The sequence below is a fragment of the Paenarthrobacter sp. NEAU-H11 genome (assembly GCF_050573415.1).
Lineage (GTDB): Bacteria > Actinomycetota > Actinomycetes > Actinomycetales > Micrococcaceae > Arthrobacter.
Window position 1 is genome coordinate 117,732 of the sequence record NZ_JBNZGA010000003.1, and the last position, 21,291, is coordinate 139,022.

Below are 21,291 nucleotides of genomic sequence, written 5' to 3' on the forward strand. Positions count from 1 at the left end.
GGTCAGGCCCCCTTCACGGGCAGCAGGCGCGGATCGTAGGGGTCAAGGCCAACCGCCTCGGTGGGTGGCCCGTAGCCCGCCATCCGCATCACGGCCTGTTCGTCGGCCGGCGACTTTCCGGGGAGCGTGGCGCAGATGGCCGCCAGGATCCTGGCGTGCGGCAGCTTGTCCCGCAGCAAGCCGAACTTCAGCATCTCCAGGCTGGGCCGGTACCGGATCAGCAGCTCCCGCCCCGCGGAGAAGTCCACCAGCGCCGTGTATTCCAGCACCATGGGCAGGTAGTCCGGCAGCTCTCCCTGGGTGTCCACCAAAATGTCGCTTTGCCGGTAGGCCTTCTTGAAGCTGCCCAGCACTTCGCCGCGGCGCCGGGTGTCCCCGTCCGTCCAGTAGCTCAGGTGCAGGGCGTGGCGACGGCTGAGGTCGAACTCCCGCACGTAGTGTGCCTGGCTCTCCATCAGCGGCGTGGATTCCAGTGCGTCCAGCACCTCCTGGAAGGGTTCGACGGCGGCCGGGAACTCCGCGAGTGCGGCGCGCATGAGCGGCACCTTGGCCAGGAGGTCCTCGTCCGGGTAGGACAGGCACCACGCACCGGCCATATACGCCACCTGGTCGCGGCGGCTCACGGCTGGTCCTCCGCCGCGGCCAACGTGCCCGGCTCCGGCCCCTTGTCCGGGAAAAGGCCCGGCGGTGCCCCCCGGCCGTCCCAGTTCAGCAGGTTCACCCTGCCCTTCAGGCTGGTTCCCGCTGATACCTCACCGCTGGTCTGCCGGTCGCGCAGGGCGTTGAACGTGTCCACCGCAACCGGCACCGGCCTGCCGCTCGCCTCACCGAACGGCGAGGAATCCTGCATGCCCGGGCCGCCGTCGAAATCCAGCGAGCAGCCCATCTCCTCCAGGTCGTGCGCCTGCTCCACGTGCGCCTTGGGGATGACGTACCGCTCGTCGTACTTGGCGATGGCCATCAGCCGGTACATCTCGTACATGGCCTGCCCGTCCATGCCCACGGCCTCGGCGATGGACTCGTCCGGATCGTTGCCCAGGCTGATGCCTCGCATGAACGCACGCATGGCCGCAAGCTTCTTCAGCACCGCGGTGACCCGGTCCGCGTCCCCGGCGGTGAAGAGCTCGGCGAGGTACTCCACCGGGATCCGCAGCGCATCTATGGCGCCGAACAGGTTGCCGTGGTCCTCGCCGTCGTGCCCCTGGTCCCGCAGCAGGTCCACCACCGGGGACAGCGGCGGCACGTACCAGACCATCGGCATGGTCCGGTACTCCGGGTGCAGCGGCAGCGCTACCTTGTAGACCTTGGCGAGGGCGTACACCGGCGAGCGCCGGGCGGCGTCGATCCAGTCCTCCGGGATGTCCTGCGCCCGGGCTTCGGCCTGGACGGCGGGATCGTTAGGGTCCAGCAGGACGTCCATCTGGGCGTCGTAGAGAGCCTTCGGGTCGGTGACGGACGCCGCCGCGGTGACCGCATCGGCGTCGTACAAAAACAGCCCCAGGTACCGCAGCCGGCCCACGCAGGTCTCCGAGCACACCGTGGGAATCCCCACCTCCACCCGGGGGTAGCAGAAGGTGCACTTCTCGGCCTTGCCGGTCTTGTGGTTGAAGTAGATCTTCTTGTACGGGCAGCCGGTGACGCACTGCCGCCAGCCGCGGCACTTGTCCTGGTCCACCAGCACAATCCCGTCCTCCACCCGCTTGTAGATGGCGCCGGAGGGGCAGGAGGCCATGCAGGACGGGTTCAGGCAGTGCTCGCAGATCCGCGGCAGGTAGAACATGAACGTCTGCTCGTACGCGAACTTGATCTTGTCCTCGGACTCCCGCCGGACCTTCTCCACCAGCGGGTCCAGGTGCCCGTTCTCCGCGGAGCCGCCCAGGTTGTCGTCCCAGTTGGCGGACCAGGTGACCTTGGTGTCCTCCCCGGTGATCAGGGATTTGGGCCGGGCCACCGGAAAGTCGTCGCCCAGGGGCGCGTCCACCAGGGTTTTATAGTCGTAGGTCCAGGGCTCGTAGTAGTCCTTGAGCTCGGGCTGGACCGGGCTGGCAAAGATGCCGAACATTTTCTTCACCCGGCCGCCGGCCTTGAGCACCAGCCTGCCCCGCTTGTTCAGCGCCCAGCCGCCGCGCCACTTGTCCTGGTCCTCGTACCTTCGGGGATACCCCTGCCCGGGGCGGGTTTCCACGTTGTTGAACCAGACGTACTCGGTGCCTGCCCGGTTGGTCCAGGCCTGCTTGCAGGTCACCGAACACGTGTGGCAGCCGATGCACTTGTCCAGGTTCATCACCATGCCCATTTGAGCCATGACCCGCATCAGTACTGCACCTCCTGTGAGCGGCGGCGGACCGTGGCCACCATGTCGCGCTGGTTTCCGGTGGGGCCGAGGTAGTTGAACGCGTACGCCAGTTGCGCGTAGCCCCCGATCAGGTGCGAGGGTTTCACCAGCAGCCGGGTGACGGAGTTGTGGATGCCGCCGCGCCGCCCGGTGGCCTCCGACTTCGGCACGTCGATGGTGCGCTCCTGGGCATGGTGCACGTACACCACACCGGCGGGCATCCGGTGGCTGACGATCGCCCGGGCCACCAGGACTCCGTTGATGTTCAGGCATTCCACCCAGTCGTTGTCCCTGACCTGGATGGAATCGGCGTCCGCCGGGCTCATCCACACCGTGGGCCCGCCGCGGGACAGCGAGAGCATCAGCAGGTTGTCCTGGTATTCGGAGTGGATGGACCACTTGGAGTGCGGCGTCAGGTACCGGACCACCACCTCCAGCTGCCCGTTCCGGCCGAGTTTGGGTTCGCCGAAGAGCCGGTGCATGTCCAGCGGCGGCCGGTAGATGGGAAGGGCTTCGCCGATGTCCGTGAGCCAGTCGTGGTCCAGGAAGAAGTGCATCCGGCCGGTGAGGGTGTGGAAGGGCTTGAGCCGTTCGATGTTGATGGTGAACGGGGCGTAGCGGCGTCCGCCGGTTTCCGAGCCGGACCATTCCGGCGAGGTGATCACGGGCACCGGGGCGGCCTGGGTCTGGGCGAAGGTGATGAACTTTTCCTCCGAGCCCTCGGCGAGGTCCGCCAGCTTCCTTCCGGTCCGGACTTCCAGGTCCTTGAAGCCCTGCACGGAAAGCATGCCGTTGGTGGTGCCGGAGAACGCCAGGATGGCCTCCGCCATTTTGGCATCGGTGTCCAGGGCCGGCCGGCCGTCCGCGGCGCCGCCGAGCATCACGCCGTTCGAGTGGCTGAGCCGGCTCAGCGGGCCGTCCAGTTTGTAGGTGACGTTCTTGACGGTGAAGCCCAGCTTGTCCGCCAGGGGCCCGACGGCGGCGAGCTTGTCCGCGATGGCCGTATAGTCCCGCTCCACCACGGAAAAGACGGGCATGTTCTGCCCGGGGACGGCGGGGATGTCCGGCTTCCGCCAGTCGCGGACCGTCCCGCCGGGCTGGGCCAGCTGGCCAGGGGTATCGTGCTGCAGCGGCACGCTCACCAGGTCGCGCCGGACGCCCAGATGGGTCCTGGCCAGCCGGGAGAACTCGCGGGCCAGCAGGTGGAAGGTGTCAAAGTCGGTCTTGGTTTCCCAGGGCGGGTCGATCGCCGGGGTGAACGCGTGGACGAACGGGTGCATGTCCGTGGAGGAGAGGTCGTGCTTTTCGTACCAGGTGGCGGCGGGAAACACGACGTCGGACAGCAGCGTGGTGGAGGTCATCCGGAAGTCGGCGGAGACCAGCAGGTCCAGCTTCCCTTCGGGCGCCTTCTCGTGCCATTTCACGTGCGTGGGTTTCAGCCCCTCCGCGTGGTCCTCGCCCAGGACGTTGTTGTGGGTGCCCAGCAGGTTCCGGAGGAAGTACTCGTTGCCCTTCGCCGAGGACCCGAAGAGGTTGGAGCGCCAAAGGACCAGGGTGCGCGGCCAGTTCTCCGGGGCATCCACGTCCTCGATGGCCGGGTTCAGGGTCCGGTTCTTCAGTGCGTCCGCGATGTAGCCGGGGGTGTCCTTCGCAGTGCCGGCGGCGACGGCGGCCTCCGCCTCGTCGGCGAGGTCCAGGGGATTGCGGTCGAACTGCGGGTAGAACGGCATCCAGCCAAGCCTTGCGGACTGGGCTATGGCGTCCGCGGTGTGCAGGCCGTCCAGGGCGCCGGTGGACAGCGGGGACTTCAGCGCGTCCGCGGAGTAGCCGTCCTGGCGCCACTGGTCCGTGTGCATGTACCAGTACCCGGTGCCGATCATGGTGCGCGGCGGCCGGGACCAGTCCAGGGCATTGGCCAGCGACACCCAGCCGGTGATGGGGCGGGTCTTTTCCTGCCCCACGTAGTGCGCCCAGCCGCCCCCGTTCCGGCCCATGCAGCCGGTCAGCATCACGAGGGCCAGCACCGCCCGGTAGGTGGTGTCGCCGTGGAACCACTGGCAGATCCCGGCGCCCATGATGATCATCGACCGGCCCCTGGACTGCTCGGCGTTCCGGGCGAACTCGCGGGCCACCCGGATGCAGGCCTGCGCGGGGACGGACGTGATCTCCTCCTGCCAGGCCGGGGTGTACGGGGTGGCGGCGTCGTCATACCCCGCGGCCCACTCTCCGGGCAGCCCTTCGCGGCCCACGCCGTACTGGGCGAGCATCAGGTCGAACACCGTGGTGGCCAGCTGGCCCTCCACCTCGATCACGGGCACCCCGCGCCGGAGCACGCTGCCGGTGCCGTCCGCCTGCTCGAAGCACGGCAGCAGGATCTCGGCGCTTTCACCCGAGACCTCCCGCAGGGACAGTGCGGGGTCCATCCCTTCAAGGTCCAGGTTCCATCTGCCCTCTCCGCTGCCGGAGTAGCGGAATCCCATGGAGCCGTTGGGGACGGCCGGTCGGCCGGCCTTCTTGTCGAACAGGACGGTGCGGAACGCCGCGTCCTCAGCCCCGGACTCCGCCGGGATGTCACGCGCGGTGAGGAATTTCGACGGCGTCAACGCGCCGTCGTCGCGCTTTTCCAGCCTGACCAGGAACGGCAGGTCCGTGTACTGCTTGACGTAGTCCGTGAAGAAGGGAACCTGCCGGTCCACGAAGAATTCCTTGAGCATCACGTGCCCCATGGCCATGGCCAGCGCGGCGTCGGTTCCAGCCTGGGCGGGGAGCCACTCGTCCGCGAACTTGGTGTTGTCCGCGTAGTCCGGGCTGACGGTGACCACCTTGGTGCCGCGGTACCGCACCTCGGCCATCCAGTGCGCGTCCGGGGTGCGGGTGACCGGAACGTTGGAGCCCCACATCATGAGGTAGCGGGCGTCCCACCAGTCGCCGGATTCGGGGACGTCGGTCTGGTCTCCGAACACCTGCGGGCTGGCCACGGGAAGGTCCGCGTACCAGTCGTAGAAGGAGGTCATCACCCCGCCGATGAGCTGGATGAAGCGGGTTCCCACCGCGTGCGAGACCATGGACATCGCGGGGATGGGCGAGAAGCCGGCGCAGCGGTCCGGGCCGTAGGTCTTGATGGTGTTCACGTGCGCCGCGGCCGCGATTTCGATGGCTTCCTGCCAGGACACCCGGACCAGCCCGCCCTTGCCCCGGGCCTGCTGGTAGCGGCGGCGCTTCTCCGGGTCGGCGGCGATCTCGGCGAACGCCAGCACCGGGTCTCCCAGCCGGGCCTTGGCCTCGCGGTACATCTCCACCAGCACGCCGCGGGCGTAGGGGAAACGGACCCGGGTGGGCGAGTACGTGTACCAGGAAAAGGCAGCCCCGCGGGGGCAGCCCCGCGGTTCATATTCGGGACTGTCGGGGCCCACGGAAGGGTAGTCGGTCTGCTGCGATTCCCAGGTGATGATGCCGTCCTTGACGTACACCTTCCAGGAGCAGGAGCCGGTGCAGTTCACCCCGTGGGTGGAGCGGACCACCTTGTCGTGGCTCCACCGGTCGCGGTAGAAGATATCCCCCTTGCGGCCACCCTCCCGGAAAACTGCCCTGCCGTCGTCGGTCTGGTCCCACTTCGTAAAGAACCTGCCCAGCTTCAGCATTGCATCCGATGCCGGCCCGTCCACCCCCGCGACAAAACGCTCCTCAGCCATGCTGCCACCGTAGGTGCGGCGCGGCTGGTCCAGTAGGGTCTTTCGACTGGTTGCAGCTGCTTGGTGGCAGGACTAGGCTCTGGTCGCCTGCCGGGCGCCTGCGCCGGAGCGCTTCCCGCCCTAGGCTGGACTTCGGACACACTGGACAGGAGGCTGCGGTGGCTGAGACGACGTTAGCCAAGGCGGGCGTGGCGGAGCTGATGGCCGAACTGGCCGGGCTCGAGGACCCGAGGGCGCGCGAGGTGAACGAGAGGCACGGGGATGACCACGGCGTGAACCTCAGCAAACTGCGTGCCATCGCCAAGCGGCTGAAAACCCAACAGGAACTTGCCGGTGACCTCTGGGCCACGGGCGATACCGCGGCGCGGCTGCTGGCGCTCCTGGTTTGCCGGCCGAAGGCGTTCGGGCGTGGCGAACTGGATGCGATGCTGCGGGAGGCGCGGGCGCCCAAGGTGCAGGACTGGCTGGTGAACTACGTGGTGAAGAAGAACCCGCACGCCGAGGAGCTGCGGGTGGCCTGGCTGTCCGATCCTGATCCGGTAGTAGCAAGTGCCGGCTGGGCGTTGACAAGCGAGCGCGTGGTGAAGGCGCCTGACGGCCTGGACCTTGAGGGGCTGCTGGACGTCATCGAGGCGGAGATGAAGGACTCCCCGGACCGGCTGCAGTGGGCCATGAACACCTGCCTGGCCCAGATCGGCATTGGGCACCCCGGGCTCAGGGCCCGCGCGCTGGAGATCGGCGAGCGCCTGGAGGTGCTCAAGGACTACCCCACTCCCCCGGGCTGCACCTCACCGTTCGCCCCCGCGTGGATCAACGAAATGGTGCGCCGGCAGGCGGGGCACTAAGGGCCGTCACCGGAAGTCGGCCGTTGATTCCTTCGCCACTTCCAGAAGCGTGGTTTGGAAGGCAATCTCGGCTGCGGCCCGCACCCTGTCGTGACGGTGCGCGAGCAGGACCCGCCTTGAGGGTGCGGTAGTGCCCAGGGAGACGATGCTGACCCCCGGGTGTTTGTTGACGACGGCGGTTCGAGGCGCCAAGGCGATGCCGAGCCCCACGCTGACCATCGCCTGGGCTTCCTGGTAGTCATTGGCGTGGAAGGCGATCCGGGGGGTGAAACCCGCGGCACGGGCGCTTCGTTGGAGCACCTCCACCACCGGGTGCGCTTCCTCGCGGACAATCCACTCCTCATCGGCAAGGTCCGCCATGTCAACCTGCTTGCGCCGGGCCAGCCGGTGGTCCTTTCCCACAACGAGGGCGGTTGCGTCCTCGAAAACCGTGGTGAGGGCAAAGTCCTCGGCGTTGATCCTGCTCCATTCGTAGTCCCAGAGGAGGGACATGCCCACCTGCCCGTTCTCCAGCATCTCGACCAAGTCCTCAAAGCGGCTGCTGCGCACATGCAGCTCAATGGCAGGGTACTGGCGTTTGAACTTGCTGATGACCAAGGGAAGAAACGAACCTCCCAGCGTGGGGAAGGTTCCCATGGTGAGGCTGCCCCTGTTCAGCCCGGCGATTTCGGCGAGGTCCGCTTCGGCGGCCGCCATCTGCCTGAGGATGCGGCGCGTGTGCGCCGCCAGGACGTGGCCGGCATCCGTCGGTACCATTCCGCGGGTCTGTCGCTGAAGAAGCGGCTGGCCGATCTCCGATTCCAGTCGCCGCAGCTGCTGGGACACGCCTGACGGCGAGTACACGTGCTTCTCGGCCGCTGCCGTGATGGATCCGAGCTCCACCACGTCCAGCAGCAGTTCCAGCCTTCGAACATTGAGCATCGGCACGGACTCCTTTGAAGTGTTGCTTACATCCCCTTAAGGATTTTAGCCTGCACCTTCATCCACAGCCGAACGGGGACGGGCCGCACGCCGTCGGAGTCAAGGAAAGGGCTGCCATGACCTTCGAAATGCCCGTCCAGCCGCCATTTGATTGAAGTAAAAGTGCAAGACCCTGCAAAAAATAGCGTTTGTAATTCAATGATGGGGCGGATCACACTAGGTCCTAGCCGAAAGGCGGAACGGCCCACAGCAGGGCCCAGGAAGGTGTGAAAGCAATCATGTTTAGAATCCCAGCAGCGTGGATGCGGGGCGGAACCAGTAAGTGCTGGGTGTTCGAATGGGACAACCTCCAAGTCCCCGGAAAGAGCGTTGACGAAGTCCTCCTTCGGCTGTTCGGCAGCCCGGACAACCGCCAGATTGACGGCGTGGGCGGGGGAACCTCCACGACCAGCAAGGCTGTGATCCTTTCCCGCTCAGCCAGCGCCGAGGCAGACGTTGACTACACCTTCGCCCAGGTGGCCGTCGAGGAGCACAGGGTTGACTGGGGAAGCAACTGCGGCAACTGCTCAGCGGTGGTGGCACCGTACGCAATCGATCGGGGCTGGGTTGATGCCGGCCAGGAAACGACATCCGTGCGGACGCTGAACACGAACACCGACCAGCTCATCCTGCAGAAGGTTTCCACCCCGGACGGCAGGCTCCAGGAGACCGGTACCCTCATGATTCCGGGCGTTCCGTTCCCGGGGCTGTCCGTGGGCATGGGTTTCTTCGATCCTGCAGGACGGACAACCGGGAAGCTCTTCCCGACCGGAGAGCCGGTGGAGAAGGTGACGTTCGACGGGCGGGAAATCCCTGCCACCCTGATTGATGCCGGTGCGCCGCTGATCATCCTGGAGGCTGCTTCCGTGGGACTCACCGGGAATGAGACAGCCGGGGAGATCGATGGCCAGGCTGAACTCCTCGTGCACCTGGACGACGTGCGGCGGGACGCAGCGGTTCGAATGGGCCTGGCCGCCACGAGGGCCGAAGCCGAGCGTGCGATTCCGAAGCTCGCGCTGGTGGCCCGGCCGTCCTCGGATGAGGGAGCCGACCTGGTGGTCCGGATGCTGTCAATGGGCAAGCTCCACCCGGCGCTGGCGATCACCGGAAGCGTCGCCCTGACTATGGCTGCACAGCATGAAGGCACCGTGGTGCGGGACCTGATCTCCACCGACGCTTCTTCCGGGCTCGCCATGCGGACTCCTGCGGGCCTCGTCCAAACCTGGGCCGAGACCCGCGACGGTGTCCCGGTTGTGGGCACCCTCCGAAGTGCCCGCCGCTTGGCCGATGCAGAACTGTTGCTGCCAGAGACCTGGTAAGCGCGCAACCACAACAATCTGCCCCTCGCGCGCTCCTGGAAGGCGCTGCGCCGAGATAGGCACCCGATCAAAAGGATCATCTCAATGACGAGCAACAAGTCATCCTTGGAACCACCCGGAACCGCTCCGCAAGAGGCACTTGCCGGGCAGTACGAAGAAGCGGACCTGCCAGAGCCGCCCAAGCATTCCCGGCGGACCATCCTTTCAGCCGTCGGCGCCTTCGCATTGCTGGGCACCGCCACCACGGTCCTCGGCGGAAGCCTGCTGAATCCGCCCTCCAGCACCGAGGACGGGGACTTCAGCGGCGAAACCCTGGAGTTCCTGATCCCCCTCGCGTCAGGCGGCGGAACCGATACCTGGGCACGTTTCATCGGCACCGAACTAACCAACTATGTTGCGGGCCGCCCCGGTTTTGCGCCCGTGAACGAGGCCGGCGGCGAAGGCATCCTGGGCACCAACAGGTTTGCCCGCTCGGCAAAGACAGACGGCACGGAAATCCTGGTGGGGACGGCATCGACCGTTGTCCCCTGGGTCCTGGGCCGCTCGGCCGTGAAGTACTCCTTCGAAGACCTCAAGCCCGTCGTCGTCAACGGCACCGGCGGGGTCATCTATGCCCGTGCCGAGGCCGGAGTGTCCGGTCTTCAGGACCTGATAAACCGGGATACGCCCCTGGAATTCGGCGGCATCAGCGCCACGGGCCTGGACATCACCACGCTTGTTGCCTTCGACCTGCTCGAAGCGGACGTGACAAGCACCTTCGGCTTTGAAGGCCGGGGACCGGTCAACCTGGCGCTCCAGCGCGGGGAAATCGACCTGGACTACCAGACCACCTCGGCCTACGGCTCAGCCGTTGCCGGCATCGCCAAGGAGGGCAAAGCCGTTGTGCTCATGTCCTTTGGCCAGCTGGACGGAGCAGGCAACGTTGTCCGGGACCCCAATTTCCCTGATGTACCCACAGTCGCCGAGGCCTACGAAACGCTCCACGGAAAGAAACCCGCGGGCGAGAAGTTCGAAGCGTACAAGACCCTGCTGGGACTGACCTACACCTACCAAAAAGGACTGTGGGTTCCGCAGGAGACACCCGAAAAAGCCTATGAGCTGCTCCGCAGTTCCAGCGAAAAGCTCGGGACCGACAAAGGCTTCCAGGAAAAAGCCGCCAAAGTCCTCGGCGGCTACCCCCTCGTCGCGGACACCGGCGTGGCAGACCGCGTCCGGGACGCCTACTCCGTCAGCAACTCCGTCCGGTCCTATGTCACAGGGCTGCTCGCGGACAAATACAACATCCACGTTGAATAAGGACCATCATGCTTGACTCCGCAATGGCAGCGCTGGCATCCCTCGCTGACCCCTCCCTCCTCATCATGCTCCTGATCGGCACCGTAGCCGGCCTCATCATGGGCCTCATCCCGGGGCTGGGCGGCACCGGCGCCGTCGCAATCCTCCTGCCCATCACTTTCGGCATGGAACCGCCCCAGGCGCTGGCCCTCCTGATTGGAGCCCTCGCCGTCGTCCATACTTCAGACACCGTTTCCGCCGTGCTGCTCGGCGCACCCGGATCCGCGTCTGCGAGCGTGACCATGCTGGACGGTTACTCCATGGCCAAGAAAGGACAGGCAGCCCGTGCCCTGACGCTGGCGTTCCTCTCGTCAATGGCCGGAGGCATCATCGGCGCAATCGGCCTGACCCTGGCGATACCGCTTGCCCGGCCTCTCGTGCTCTCCTTCGCCAGCCCGGAACTGTTCATGCTGACCGTCCTGGGCGTAGCCCTGGCCGCAGTCCTTTCGCGGGGAAACATCATCAAGGGTGTCTCCGCCGGACTCCTTGGCCTGGTCCTCGGCATGGTGGGAACCTCACCCACCACGGCCGAGGAACGCTTCACGTTCGGCAGCCTGTTCCTCGGCGACGGCCTGTCGCTCGTGGCCGTTGCCCTGGGAATCTTCGGCCTGGCCGAAATCGCATCACGTGCAAGCCAGCGGCGCGGACAAAGGGAAACAATAACCCTCGGCGGCGGCTGGGGCCAAGGCATCCGGGAATGGCTCAGCCACTGGACCCAGGTCATCCGCGGAGCGCTCATCGGCATCTGGGCCGGCGTCCTCCCCGGCGTCGGTGCCACCGCAGGAACCTGGCTGGCCTACGGACAGGCCGTCGCCACCGCCAAGGACAAGCGCCAGTTCGGCAAGGGCGACCCGCGCGGAATCGTCGGCCCCGAAAGCGCCAACAACTCCGTGGAGGCCGGCGACCTGATCCCCACCCTTCTCTTCGGCATCCCCGGCGGCGTACCCTCCGCGATGCTCCTCGGAATGCTCCTCACATACGGCATCCAGCCCGGCCCTTCGATCATCACCGAGCACCTGGACCTGATGTACCTGATCGTCTGGTCCTTCGCCATCGCATCCATTCTCGGAGCGCTCTTCTGCTTCCTCAGCGTCAAGCAGCTGGCAAAGCTGACTAAGGTCCCCTTCGCCGTCCTGGCCGCGGGACTCGTGGCCGTTATGCTCCTCGGCTCATTCCAGGAGGGCGGCCAGCTGGGCGACCTCTGGGTGATGATCATTTTGGGCGTCTTCGGCTGGCTGCTGAAGTCCACCGGGTTCCCGCGGGCGCCCTTCCTCATCGGCTTCGTGTTGGCAATCCCGCTGGAACGCTATTACTTCCTCACAGACAGCCTGTACGAAGGCTTCGACTGGATGGCCCGGCCCGGTGTCCTGGTCTTCCTGGCGATCCTGGTCCTTCCGATGATGTGGGCCTTCGTCAAGTTCATCCGCGCCCGCCGCCAGACCAACCTCGACGACGGGCACAGGGATGAGCAGCCCGAGGACGACGAAGCGCCCCTGAAGAACTCGACCTGGTCCCTGGCAGCATCCGGCATCTTCGCCGTCGCGTTTGCCGCAGCCCTCATATCATCGGCGTCCTTCTCACCCGAGGCCAGGCTCGTCCCCCAGCTGGTGAGCATCGGCGGACTGGCCTTCTCCGGGATCCTCCTCTTCACCGAAATTCGGGCACGGGTCCGCACGAGGGCCGATCGGGCCGGCTGGACACTCGATGCAGGCTTCGCATTGAAAACCTTCGCATGGATGACCGGTTTCCTGGCACTCACCGCAGTATTCGGATACCTCGTGGCCGTGACGGTTTTCATTCCCGCGTTCCTGCTGGTGGTCGCAAGGGCCCGCCTCAAGGTCGCCGTCATCTATACAGGGGTGCTGTATGTCGTGCTCCTGGCGCTCCCCTCCCTGCTGCCGATCGACCTGCCGCAAGGCTGGCTCAACACCCTTGTCTAGCAGTCCCTACCCCCTAAACCATTGGAGAAAGACAAATGACGGTACTCGTGGCCTATGCGCCCGCCCCCGAAGGACGGGAAGCACTCACGGAGGGCATCAAGGAAGCGCACCTGCGAAAGTCGGATCTGCTGATTGTCAATGTGGGCCGGGGACACCATGACCTCGACGATCACGAGATCGCGGAACTGGAAGGCAAGCTGTCCGATGCCGGGCTTGCCCTCACTGTCGAATCCTCCGTTTTGGCCGACCCGGGAGATGCAGTGATCCAGATTGCGCAGGACCGCGACGTCGAAATGGTAGTCATCGGCCTGCGGCACCGCTCCATGGTGGGCAAACTCATTTTGGGAAGCACCGTTCAGCGGATCCTCCTGGACGCCACTTGCCCCGTGCTCGCCGTGCGGGCCGACAGGCTGTAAGTACAGGCACAACCTGCCGGACCCCCGTCCGGCGCGCGTGCCGCCGTCCACGCACTCCATCGCAACAGGAAGCCCGAGAGACGGGCGCGGAGGACGGCGCGCACGCACAGGAGGCAGGGCCATCTCCGGGCCCTGCCTCCCCTTATGTGGCCATCTTTTCCGATACGCCGGACGAAGGACAGCCACCATGAGGCTGCGCAGCCAACCGCAGGCCCGGTGAAAGCCGACACCCGGGACGGCTTATCCCGGGCACCGCCCGCCGCAGCCGTATCCTGCTGGTGGCGGCCGCAACCACAATCCTGGGCGCCCTCCCGCCGGGCAACACCATCTTCAGCCCGGCAGCCGCCACGGAACCGGAGCCTGCCATGACAGCTGTTCAGATCATCCCACTCGCCATCCTCGTGGTGATGTTCATCGTCGCCACGAAGTGGCCGCTGAACATCGGGGTGATGGGGCTGGTGGCGTCCTTCGGCGTCGGCTACTTCATGCTTGGAATGACCGACAAGGAGATCCTGGCGGAGTTCCCCGCCAGCATCGTCCTGACCATCATTGGGGTCACCTACTTCTTCAGCATGGCCCAGCGGAACGGCACGATCGACATCATTGTCCAGACGTGCGTGCGCCTCGTGAGGGGAAGGACCCTGCTGCTTCCCTGGGTGTTCTTTCTCATGGCTGCTGCACTGACGGCACTGGGAACCTTTTCCCCCGCCGCCGTCGCCCTGCTGGCCCCGGCCGCCATCGGCTTTGCCTACGAATCCCGCATCCATCCCGTGCTGATGGGCGCCTTCATCATCAATGGCGCCCATGCGGGAGGCTTTTCCCCGTTGTCCGTAGCCGGCGTCCTGGTGCACGGGATTGCAGCGGAAAACGGCTTTCCCATTTCCCAAGGCTCGCTTTTCGCCGCGAGCTTTGCCGTCAACCTCATCCTGTCAGTCCTGACCATCGTGCTGTTCGCCCTTACAGGCAGGCTTCGCGACAGTAAGGGTGGCCAGCACGCGGATGTTGATACGTCACCTTCCGGGCGCCCGCATGGCCAGCAGATCGTCACTCTGGCCTTGATCGTGGTGATGCTGGTGTGCACGCTGGGCTTCCGCATGCCCATCGGTTTTGTTGCCCTTTCCGCCGGCCTCCTCCTGGCACTGATCAACATCAAGGAACACCAGACCTTCATCGGCGGCATCTCGTGGTCCACTGTCCTGCTGGTGGCGGGCATGATCACCTATGTCTCCCTGCTCCAGCACGTGGGAGTGATTGATACCCTCGCCGGGCATGCCCTGGCATTGGGCGCGCCGCTGGTCATTGCCCTCGTCCTTTGTTATGTCATCGGCGTTGGCTCGGCCTTTGCCTCCTCAACAGCTTTGCTGACTGCGTTCATCCCGTTGGCGGGCCCGCTGCTGGCCACCAGTTCCCTGAGCGCCTCCGGTACGGTCGCCGCCCTGGCCATCGCCGCCACAGTGGTTGATGTGTCCCCCTTCTCCACGGACGGTGCGCTGATCGTTGCCAACGCACGGGAGGATGACCGGCAGCGCGTATACCGCCAACTGATGGCCTACGCCGGCGCGGTGGTGCTGGCCGGCCCGCTGCTGGCCTGGGCCTTGCTGGTACCGACGGGCATCGTGTGAGCGGTCCGGGCGCCTCGCAGAATGGCGGAACCCCCGCGCGAGTCTAGCTCCAGCGCGGGGGCTCCCTTGCTTCCGTGTTGGGGAACGTGGAAACAGACAGCAATCTATCCGGTGATAGCTTCCGCCAAAGTCCAATTCGGCAGATCACCGCGAATATTGATCGAACCTTGAGCAGAACCTGAGAGTGCCCTTGGATCGAACCGCCTCTGATGCCCTACGTCCAATCCGACGAGAAATCCAGCGGCGGCCACCACCGCGTCCGCGTGTGGACAGCGAACCTGCGTCCGGTGACCTCGGTGGGGTCGATCCGAACCAAGTGCTCCTTGAGGCCTGGTTCCCAAGGTTCACGGTCCGGGTCCGCAAGCTCCAGGGGCAAGACGCCGTCTTCCACGGGCTCGGGAATGCCTTTGACCACCACGCTCCACACCTCGGTGCTGTACGCGTTCAGCCCGTCCGTCTCCAGCGCCACAGCGGCCCCTGCGAGCAAGGAGCGCAACTTGGTGCCAGGGGCAGTCCGAAAATAGAGTGCCTCTTCTGCCGTCACGATGTTCACCGGAAAAATCTCGGGGGCGGTCCCGTTGATGACCGCCAGCCTGCCGATGTATGAGGAGCGCAGGTACTTCCAGCACTCCGCTTCAGTGAGGACCTCGGTGTTCGATCCCGGCTGTGTCATGCCCATGGACATGATCCTAGACTTGCCCGGCAGCCTGGCGCAGCTCCAGGTATTCCTTCAGCGCCATCCAGGTGGCCTGTTCCCGGCGGTTGCCCACGGCCCTCACCAGGGGCCCGAGAAGCCGCAGCGGGCCGTGCGGCTCCAGCCTCCAGACCCAGCGGAGCCTGCAGTGGTTTCCTTGCGGGGCGAAAGTCAGTCCGCCGGTGATGTCCAAGCCGGCGGTCCGGCTGTGCGACTTCAGCGAACGGGGACGGTTGAACCCCGTGCATTCGATGGTCACGCGGGTGCGGCGCCGCCCCTTCATGACGGCGGCGTACCGGGTCCCGAGCCCAACGGGCCCGGGCGTGAGCTTCTCCACCTGCATCATGCGTGGGTTGTAGAGGGGCTCGTTGGTTTCGTCCGCCACGAAATCGAAGACTGCCTCGATCGGGGCGGCGATCACTATTTCTCCGATGATCGGCTTCATCGTTCCCTCCAAGGCCGCCGTCCGCAGGACCCGCGGCACGGGCCCTGCGAACAGCTTTGACTCAACCTGGCAGGAGCGGAAGTGCCGAAGGTCCCTCAGCCCTGGGGGGCCAGCTGCCTGCTTTCAGCAAGCCTGATCCAGGTGTCCACCACGGTGTCCGGGTTGAGGGAGACGGACTCGATGCCCTGGTCAACCAGCCACTCCGCCAGGTCGGGGTGGTCGCTGGGGCCCTGGCCACAGATACCGACGTACTTGCCGCGCTCCCTGCAGGCCCGAATTGCCATTGCCAACAGCTTCTTCACGGCAGGATCGCGCTCATCGAAGCCCCCGGCCACCACCGCCGAATCCCGGTCAAGGCCCAGGGTCAGCTGGGTCATGTCGTTGGAGCCGATGGAGAAACCGTCGAAGTAGTCCAGGAACTCGTCCGCCAGCAGCGCGTTGGACGGCAGTTCGCACATCATGATGACCTCGAGGCCATTTTCGCCGCGCCGCAGCCCGTTCTCCGCGAGGAGGTCGATAACGCCGCGGGCCTCGTCCAGGGTCCGCACGAAGGGGATCATGAGCTTGACGTTGGTCAGGCCCATCTCGTTGCGGACGAAGGACAGCGCCTCGCACTCGAGGTCGAAGCAGTCCCGGAACGAGGGATCGAGGTAGCGTGAGGCGCCGCGGAAACCGAGCATCGGGTTTTCTTCGTGCGGTTCGTAGGCGGGCCCGCCGATGAGGTTGGCATACTCGTTGGACTTGAAATCGGACATGCGCACGATGACCGGCTCAGGCGCGAAGGCGGCGGCGATGGTGGCCACACCCTCGGCCAGGCGCTTGATGTAGTAGTCGCGCGGGCTGTCATAGGCGGCGATCCGTTCCCGGATTTCATCAGCCACGTCCGGCGCCTGGTCCTCAAGGTTCAGCAAGGCTTTGGGGTGGATGCCGATCTGGCGGTTGATGATGAACTCGAGGCGGGCAAGGCCCACGCCGTGGTTGGGCAGCTGGGCAAAGGTAAACGCCTGTTCCGGCGTTCCCACGTTCATCATCACTTTCACCGGCGCCTCGGGCAGTTGGGTGATCCCGGTTTCCTCGACCGTGAAGTCCAGCAGCCCCTTGTAGATGACCCCGGTCTCTCCGTCGGCGCAGGAAACAGTGACCTCGACGCCGTCGGACAGCGCATCAGTTGCGTGGCCGGTTCCCACAACCGCGGGGATCCCCAGCTCGCGGGCGATGATGGCGGCATGGCAGGTCCGCCCGCCGCGGTTTGTGACGATGGCGGAGGCGCGCTTCATGATCGGTTCCCAGTCGGGATCGGTCATGTCCGCGACGAGGACGTCGCCCGTCTGGAATGCCGCCATCTGGTCGAGTGCGGTGAGGATGCGGACGCTGCCGGCGCCGATGCGCTGGCCAATGGCACGGCCTTCCGCCAGGACCGGGCCGGTTTCGTTGAGGCGGAAGCGGGTCTGGCTGCCGGGGGCACGGCGGGACTGCACGGTTTCCGGGCGTGCCTGCAGGATGTACAGGCCGCCGTCAATGCCGTCCTTGCCCCATTCAATGTCCATGGGCCGGCCGTAGTGCTTCTCGATGGCGACGGCGTGCCGGGCGAGCTGCTCGACGTCGTCGTCGCTGAGGCTGAAGCGCGAGCGCAGGGAAGCCTCCACCGGCACGAAGTCGATGGTGCGGCCCACTTCCTGGCTGTTCGTGTACGTCATCTGGAGGGCTTTTTCGCCCAGGCCGCGCTTGAGGATGGCGGGGCGGCCGGCCGCCAGGGCCGGCTTGTACACGTAGAACTCGTCCGGGTTCACGGCACCCTGGACGACGGCTTCGCCCAGGCCGTAGGAGGAGGTGACAAAAACGGCGTCCTGGAAGCCTGATTCGGTGTCCATGGTGAACATGACACCGGAGGACCCGACGTCGGAGCGCACCATCCGCTGGACGCCGGCCGAAAGTGCCACGTCGGCGTGCTCGAACTTGTGGTGGACGCGGTAGGCGATGGCCCGGTCGTTGTACAGGGACGCGAAGACGTCCTTGATGGCCTGCAGGATGTTCTCGATGCCGCGGACGTTCAGGAAGGTTTCCTGCTGCCCGGCGAAGGAGGCGTCGGGCAGATCTTCGGCGGTCGCACTGGACCGCACCGCCCAGGAGAGGTCCGCGGAGCCGCCGTGCTTCGCGACCAGCTGCTGGTAGGAGTTCCGGATCTGTTCTTCGAAGTCCGGGAGGAAAGGCGTCCCGCGCACCAGGGACCGGATCTCCTGGCCTGCTGCGGCCAAGGCCGTCACATCATCAGTATCCAGGCCCACCAACCGGTCGGCGATCTTCTGGTCCAGGCCGGAGTCTGCCAGGAAGCGGCGGTAGGCGTCAGCGGTGGTGGCGAAACCGTCCGGCACCTGTACGCCGGCGGAGGTCAGGTTCTGCACCATTTCGCCGAGGGAGGCATTCTTGCCGCCCACCCGGTCCAGGTCCTTGAGCCCGAGTTCGGAGAACCACAGGATGTCTGTTGTCATAGTTGCTGCTCCTTTGCAGAGGGTCGCGCACCTACCCGCATCCGCGCACGGCGGACGCGCGTAGGTGCGCACAGTTCCTGTCCACAGTGTCAGGTCTCCAAAAGTCCTGCCACATGACGTGCGCCACACTGGACTTGTGAAACTTTTCCCTAATGCTTGAGGTTCATCTTCTGGAGGATGGTCGCCGCCATTTCCTCAACGGACACGCTGGCCGAATTCAGGTACGGAATCCCGTAGGACTCGTACAGGCGCTCCGCGCTGCGCAGCTCGAACCCGCATTGGCGCAGGGAAGCGTAGGGTGAGCCGCGCCGCCGTTCGGTGCGGACCTGGCTGAGCCGCAGCGGATTCGTGGTCAGGCCGAAACACTTCGAAACAAAGGGCCTCAGCGGTTTCGGCAGTCCTTCCCGCTCAAAGTCCTCGTCCACCAGGGGAAAGTTGGCGGCGAAGATCCCGTGCTGCAGGGCCAGGTACATGGTGGTGGGGGTCTTGCCGCACCGGGAGGGGGCCACCAGGATGACCTGTGCCTTCTCCAATGCGCGCAGGCTCTGGCCGTCGTCGTGCTCCATGGCGTACTCCACCGCGGCCATCCTTGACTGGTAACGGGCAGCGTTCCCCAGCCCGTGCGCCCTGCCCGGTTCCCCGCTGGCCGGCGTGCCGAGCCCCTGTTCCAGGACTCCAATATGGGTTCCGATGAGGTCCACGACGATGCCCTGGCAGGTGCCAAGGATCTGCCGTATTTCGCCGTTGACCGCCGTGGAAAAGACAATGGGCTGCAGGCCCTTGGCAGCGAGGCCGTCGATGGTCTCGACGACGGAACGCGCCTGCCCCGCGTTGGTGATGAACGGGATTGTTACGCGGTCGAAATTGTTCACGGGGAACTGCGTCAGCAGGGTATTGCCGAGCGTTTCCGCAGTGATGCCGGTGCTGTCCGAGAGAAAGTAGACGGGACGGAGATCGCCGCTGTTCATGGTGCTTTTCGGACTTCCACGGCGGCGGGAAGTATGAGCCGCGGGTCATGGCGGTAGAACGTCATGGGATGCCTTTCGTTCAGCGACGGCGGGGAACGGGTCCGGGCGGTGATGACATCGAGTTTACGGGGGCGGTGGACCCCTCGGCTCCGCGGGCGGTTACGTGCCCTGCCCCGCCGGGCGGATGATCCGGCGCCGGGTGGCAGCCGCGATGGCCGCCGTCCGGTTGTCCACGCCGAGTTTCCCGTAGATGTGGACCAGGTGCGTCTTGACCGTCGCCTCCGAGATGAAGACCTGTTTGGCAATGGCGCGGTTGGAAAGCCCGGTGGCCAACAGCTCCAGCAGCTGGACTTCGCGCGGGGTGAGGGAGGTGGCCGGGTTGGTGATCCGCTTCATGAGCAGGGCCGCCGCCCGCGGTGCAAGGACGGTTTCCCCCGCTGCGGCCGCGAACACGGCCTGCCGGATCTGTTCCGGCGGCGCGTCCTTGAGCATGTAACCGCTGGCCCCTGCCTCCACGGCGGCCAGGATGTCCGCGTCCGTGTCGTAGGTGGTGAGGATCAGGACGGGCGGCGGCACCGCCAGCCTCCGGATTTCGGCGGTGGCCGCTACCCCGTCCATGCCGGCCCCCATCTGCAGGTCCATGAGGACAAGGTCCACTCCTTCGCCCAGGACCGTGAGCCGCGCCAGTTCCTTCAGCGCAGCCGTGCCGTCGGCCGCTTCCGCAGCGACGGAGATGCCCTCAAACTCTGTGAGCATGGCCCTCAGGCCGGCCCGGACCACCGGATGGTCATCGACCAGCAGGACCCGCACGCTACTCATCGGCGCCTCCCACGGAGGTGTCATCGAGCGGCAGCCGGATGGCCACCACCGCCCCTTCCCCCGGCGCCGCCTCCAGTTCCAGCGACCCGTGGAGTGAATTAACCCGTTGCTGCAGCGAGCGCAGGCCGAAGCCGCTGCCGTCCGCACCGCCGTCGTGCGCTGCACGGACAGCAAGGGACGGGTCAAAGCCGATGCCGTCGTCGTAAATGTCCATGGTCACCTCAGTGCCCAGGAAGGTGAGGGTGACGACGGCGGTGCTGGCGCGGGCGTGGTCGCGGACGTTGGCGAGGCTGGCCTGGGCGGCACGGAGCAGGGTGACCCGGTACGGCTGCGGCAGTTCGACGGGGTCGCCGTCCACTTCCAGCCGGCAGCGGAGAGGCATCCCGCGGGCGGCGGCACCCGATTCAGTGTTCTCGCAAAGCCGGCGCAGGGCCTCCACCAGTGTTGTTTCGTGCAGTTGCGGCGAGGACAGGCCGCGGACAAAGCTGCGCGCTTCGGCCAGGTTGTCGGCAGCCGTCTGCTGCATGAGGGCCACCCGGGATGCGGCAGTGCCCCGGTCCCCGTCAGCCAGCGACTTTTCCGCCGCGCGGGCAAGCAGGACGATGCTGGAAAGGCCCTGCGCCAGCGTGTCATGGATCTCCCGGGCCAGCCGCTCCCGCTCCGCCAGCACCCCGGCCTCGTGCTGGGATGCTGCCAGTTCCTGCCGGGTCCGGCGCAGCTCGTCCGCGGCCCGCCGCTGGTTCTCGGCTTCACGGTAGAGGGCGACGTAGGCAAGGCCGGTGATGACGGCGAAGACGGCGCCAAACAGCGGCCCGACGACGGCTGCCACGTGCGGAACCGGCTCACCGCTGGCGGACCACTGGGAGGCAATGACCGCCGCTGTCATCAGCGCAATGGTCAGCAGCGCGGCGGGCCGGGGCAGCAGGTGGACGTGCAGGAAAAACAGCGGGAAAGCCAGCCAGGCGAACTCGGCGCTTCCCATCAGCAGGAGGGCCCACAGTGCCGTCACCGCGGCCAGCCACTGGATGCCGTGACGCCGGGGGTCGAAGGTGGTCCGGCCTGCGGCAAAGCGGTGTTCCAGGACAGTCCCGGTGAGGTAAACGCCGGCCAGGAGAAGGGCAACTCCGGCCCACAGAAGCGGGAAGGATCCCGCGGATCCCGGTGCAAGCAGCCGGACCACGCCCACCACCAGCAAGGTTGCGAACCCGGTGTGCAGCGCCACCCTCAGCACCCGCAGGATCGCTTCGGATGACGCCGATTCGACGGCGCTCAGCGGGTCCCGCGGCACACCCTCCCCGGGTGCGCTGACAGGGGGCAGTGGCGGCGCGGCGGGCATTTCACCAGCTTATGCCGGGCTGGCCGGCGACGCGTCAATCAAAAGGTTGACGCCCGGTTCCACCATTCCTCCTCCG

Annotated in this window: 16 protein-coding genes; 6 read left to right on the forward strand and 10 right to left on the reverse strand. The window is 66.1% G+C overall.

The genetic code is table 11. The features are described from left to right. Positions 1 to 2 precede the first annotated feature (2 nt). Genes narJ through ACQ3DC_RS05280 form a run of 3 tightly spaced genes read right to left on the reverse strand, consistent with a single transcriptional unit; the run spans position 3 to position 6,027 of the window. The gene (gene narJ / locus ACQ3DC_RS05270; RefSeq protein ID WP_323057455.1) at positions 3 to 623 is read right to left on the reverse strand and encodes a nitrate reductase molybdenum cofactor assembly chaperone; all 621 of its coding nucleotides are present in this window, start codon (positions 621 to 623) and stop codon (positions 3 to 5) included. Further along, positions 620 to 2,314 carry a nitrate reductase subunit beta gene (gene narH, locus ACQ3DC_RS05275; RefSeq protein WP_323057456.1) on the reverse strand — a complete coding sequence of 565 codons (1,695 nt, stop codon included), beginning with the start codon at positions 2,312 to 2,314 and terminating at the stop codon, positions 620 to 622. Before narH ends, narJ begins: the two co-directional genes overlap by 4 nt. Further along, positions 2,314 to 6,027 (reverse strand): nitrate reductase subunit alpha, encoded by a 3,714-nt coding sequence (locus ACQ3DC_RS05280; protein ID WP_323057457.1) that lies wholly within the window; start codon positions 6,025 to 6,027, stop codon positions 2,314 to 2,316. Before ACQ3DC_RS05280 ends, narH begins: the two co-directional genes overlap by 1 nt. Before the next feature lie 200 nt (positions 6,028 to 6,227). Here ACQ3DC_RS05280 and ACQ3DC_RS05285 point away from each other — a divergent pair, with 200 nt between their 5' ends. After that, positions 6,228 to 6,872 (forward strand): DNA alkylation repair protein, encoded by a 645-nt coding sequence (locus tag ACQ3DC_RS05285; protein WP_416235554.1) that lies wholly within the window; start codon positions 6,228 to 6,230, stop codon positions 6,870 to 6,872. Between the two features lie 6 nt (positions 6,873 to 6,878). On the opposite strand, the gene ACQ3DC_RS05290 is transcribed toward ACQ3DC_RS05285, so the two are convergent. Next, positions 6,879 to 7,793: a LysR family transcriptional regulator gene (locus tag ACQ3DC_RS05290; RefSeq protein WP_157240757.1), complete on the reverse strand. Its 915-nt coding sequence runs from the start codon at positions 7,791 to 7,793 to the stop codon at positions 6,879 to 6,881. Positions 7,794 to 8,071: 278 nt separating this feature from the next. On the opposite strand from ACQ3DC_RS05290, the gene ACQ3DC_RS05295 reads away from it, so the two are divergent. The 5 genes from ACQ3DC_RS05295 (at position 8,072) to ACQ3DC_RS05315 (ending at position 14,464) form a co-directional block, all read left to right on the forward strand. After that, on the forward strand, positions 8,072 to 9,151 hold the full coding sequence (locus ACQ3DC_RS05295; protein WP_157240755.1) for a PrpF domain-containing protein: 1,080 nt from the start codon (positions 8,072 to 8,074) through the stop codon (positions 9,149 to 9,151). A gap of 84 nt (positions 9,152 to 9,235) precedes the next feature. After that, complete coding sequence (locus tag ACQ3DC_RS05300) at positions 9,236 to 10,447, forward strand: hypothetical protein (protein WP_321214555.1); 1,212 nt, start codon at positions 9,236 to 9,238, stop codon at positions 10,445 to 10,447. Positions 10,448 to 10,455: 8 nt separating this feature from the next. Further along, positions 10,456 to 12,426 carry a tripartite tricarboxylate transporter permease gene (locus tag ACQ3DC_RS05305; RefSeq protein WP_321214556.1) on the forward strand — a complete coding sequence of 657 codons (1,971 nt, stop codon included), beginning with the start codon at positions 10,456 to 10,458 and terminating at the stop codon, positions 12,424 to 12,426. A 35-nt stretch (positions 12,427 to 12,461) separates the two neighbouring features. Continuing rightward, positions 12,462 to 12,842, forward strand: coding sequence for a universal stress protein (locus tag ACQ3DC_RS05310; protein WP_157240749.1), 381 nt, complete (start codon positions 12,462 to 12,464; stop codon positions 12,840 to 12,842). A gap of 365 nt (positions 12,843 to 13,207) precedes the next feature. Continuing rightward, a complete protein-coding gene (locus ACQ3DC_RS05315) occupies positions 13,208 to 14,464 on the forward strand; it encodes an SLC13 family permease (protein WP_430751821.1) in 1,257 nt (418 codons plus the stop codon). Positions 14,465 to 14,678: 214 nt separating this feature from the next. Here the strand turns inward: ACQ3DC_RS05315 and ACQ3DC_RS05320 are convergent, their stop codons facing one another. The 6 genes from ACQ3DC_RS05320 to ACQ3DC_RS05345 all read right to left on the reverse strand — a co-directional run bounded on the left by ACQ3DC_RS05320 (position 14,679) and on the right by ACQ3DC_RS05345 (position 21,215). Further along, on the reverse strand, positions 14,679 to 15,143 hold the full coding sequence (locus ACQ3DC_RS05320; protein ID WP_430751740.1) for a pyridoxamine 5'-phosphate oxidase family protein: 465 nt from the start codon (positions 15,141 to 15,143) through the stop codon (positions 14,679 to 14,681). 10 nt (positions 15,144 to 15,153) lie between these two features. Next, complete coding sequence (locus ACQ3DC_RS05325) at positions 15,154 to 15,603, reverse strand: SRPBCC family protein (protein ID WP_430751741.1); 450 nt, start codon at positions 15,601 to 15,603, stop codon at positions 15,154 to 15,156. A 95-nt stretch (positions 15,604 to 15,698) separates the two neighbouring features. Beyond that, positions 15,699 to 18,092, reverse strand: a complete 2,394-nt coding sequence (ppsA, locus tag ACQ3DC_RS05330; protein WP_430751742.1) for a phosphoenolpyruvate synthase — start codon at positions 18,090 to 18,092, stop codon at positions 15,699 to 15,701. A 149-nt stretch (positions 18,093 to 18,241) separates the two neighbouring features. Beyond that, positions 18,242 to 19,060 (reverse strand): pyruvate, water dikinase regulatory protein, encoded by an 819-nt coding sequence (locus ACQ3DC_RS05335; RefSeq protein ID WP_430751743.1) that lies wholly within the window; start codon positions 19,058 to 19,060, stop codon positions 18,242 to 18,244. 159 nt (positions 19,061 to 19,219) lie between these two features. Continuing rightward, on the reverse strand, positions 19,220 to 19,879 hold the full coding sequence (locus ACQ3DC_RS05340) for a response regulator transcription factor (RefSeq protein ID WP_323057463.1): 660 nt from the start codon (positions 19,877 to 19,879) through the stop codon (positions 19,220 to 19,222). Then, complete coding sequence (locus ACQ3DC_RS05345) at positions 19,872 to 21,215, reverse strand: sensor histidine kinase (protein WP_157240731.1); 1,344 nt, start codon at positions 21,213 to 21,215, stop codon at positions 19,872 to 19,874. The genes ACQ3DC_RS05340 and ACQ3DC_RS05345 overlap by 8 nt, the downstream gene beginning before the upstream one ends. Positions 21,216 to 21,291: the final 76 nt, after the last annotated feature.

What these genes read in the sequence shown, in the direction of transcription:
- ACQ3DC_RS05305 (WP_321214556.1), top strand. Translation starts at nt 10,456, where the DNA reads ATGCTTGACTCCGCAATGGCAGCGCTGGCATCCCTCGCTGACCCCTCC.
- ACQ3DC_RS05310 (WP_157240749.1), top strand. Translation starts at nt 12,462, where the DNA reads ATGACGGTACTCGTGGCCTATGCGCCCGCCCCCGAAGGACGGGAAGCA.
- narH (WP_323057456.1), bottom strand. Translation starts at nt 2,314, where the DNA reads ATGCGGGTCATGGCTCAAATGGGCATGGTGATGAACCTGGACAAGTGC.
- ACQ3DC_RS05325 (WP_430751741.1), bottom strand. Translation starts at nt 15,603, where the DNA reads ATGAAGCCGATCATCGGAGAAATAGTGATCGCCGCCCCGATCGAGGCA.
- ACQ3DC_RS05335 (WP_430751743.1), bottom strand. Translation starts at nt 19,060, where the DNA reads ATGAACAGCGGCGATCTCCGTCCCGTCTACTTTCTCTCGGACAGCACC.
- ACQ3DC_RS05285 (WP_416235554.1), top strand. Translation starts at nt 6,228, where the DNA reads ATGGCCGAACTGGCCGGGCTCGAGGACCCGAGGGCGCGCGAGGTGAAC.
- ACQ3DC_RS05300 (WP_321214555.1), top strand. Translation starts at nt 9,236, where the DNA reads ATGACGAGCAACAAGTCATCCTTGGAACCACCCGGAACCGCTCCGCAA.
- ACQ3DC_RS05290 (WP_157240757.1), bottom strand. Translation starts at nt 7,793, where the DNA reads ATGCTCAATGTTCGAAGGCTGGAACTGCTGCTGGACGTGGTGGAGCTC.
- ACQ3DC_RS05340 (WP_323057463.1), bottom strand. Translation starts at nt 19,879, where the DNA reads ATGAGTAGCGTGCGGGTCCTGCTGGTCGATGACCATCCGGTGGTCCGG.
- ACQ3DC_RS05320 (WP_430751740.1), bottom strand. Translation starts at nt 15,143, where the DNA reads ATGGGCATGACACAGCCGGGATCGAACACCGAGGTCCTCACTGAAGCG.
- ACQ3DC_RS05280 (WP_323057457.1), bottom strand. Translation starts at nt 6,027, where the DNA reads ATGGCTGAGGAGCGTTTTGTCGCGGGGGTGGACGGGCCGGCATCGGAT.
- ACQ3DC_RS05315 (WP_430751821.1), top strand. Translation starts at nt 13,208, where the DNA reads ATGACAGCTGTTCAGATCATCCCACTCGCCATCCTCGTGGTGATGTTC.
- ACQ3DC_RS05295 (WP_157240755.1), top strand. Translation starts at nt 8,072, where the DNA reads ATGTTTAGAATCCCAGCAGCGTGGATGCGGGGCGGAACCAGTAAGTGC.
- ppsA (WP_430751742.1), bottom strand. Translation starts at nt 18,092, where the DNA reads ATGACAACAGACATCCTGTGGTTCTCCGAACTCGGGCTCAAGGACCTG.
- ACQ3DC_RS05345 (WP_157240731.1), bottom strand. Translation starts at nt 21,215, where the DNA reads ATGCCCGCCGCGCCGCCACTGCCCCCTGTCAGCGCACCCGGGGAGGGT.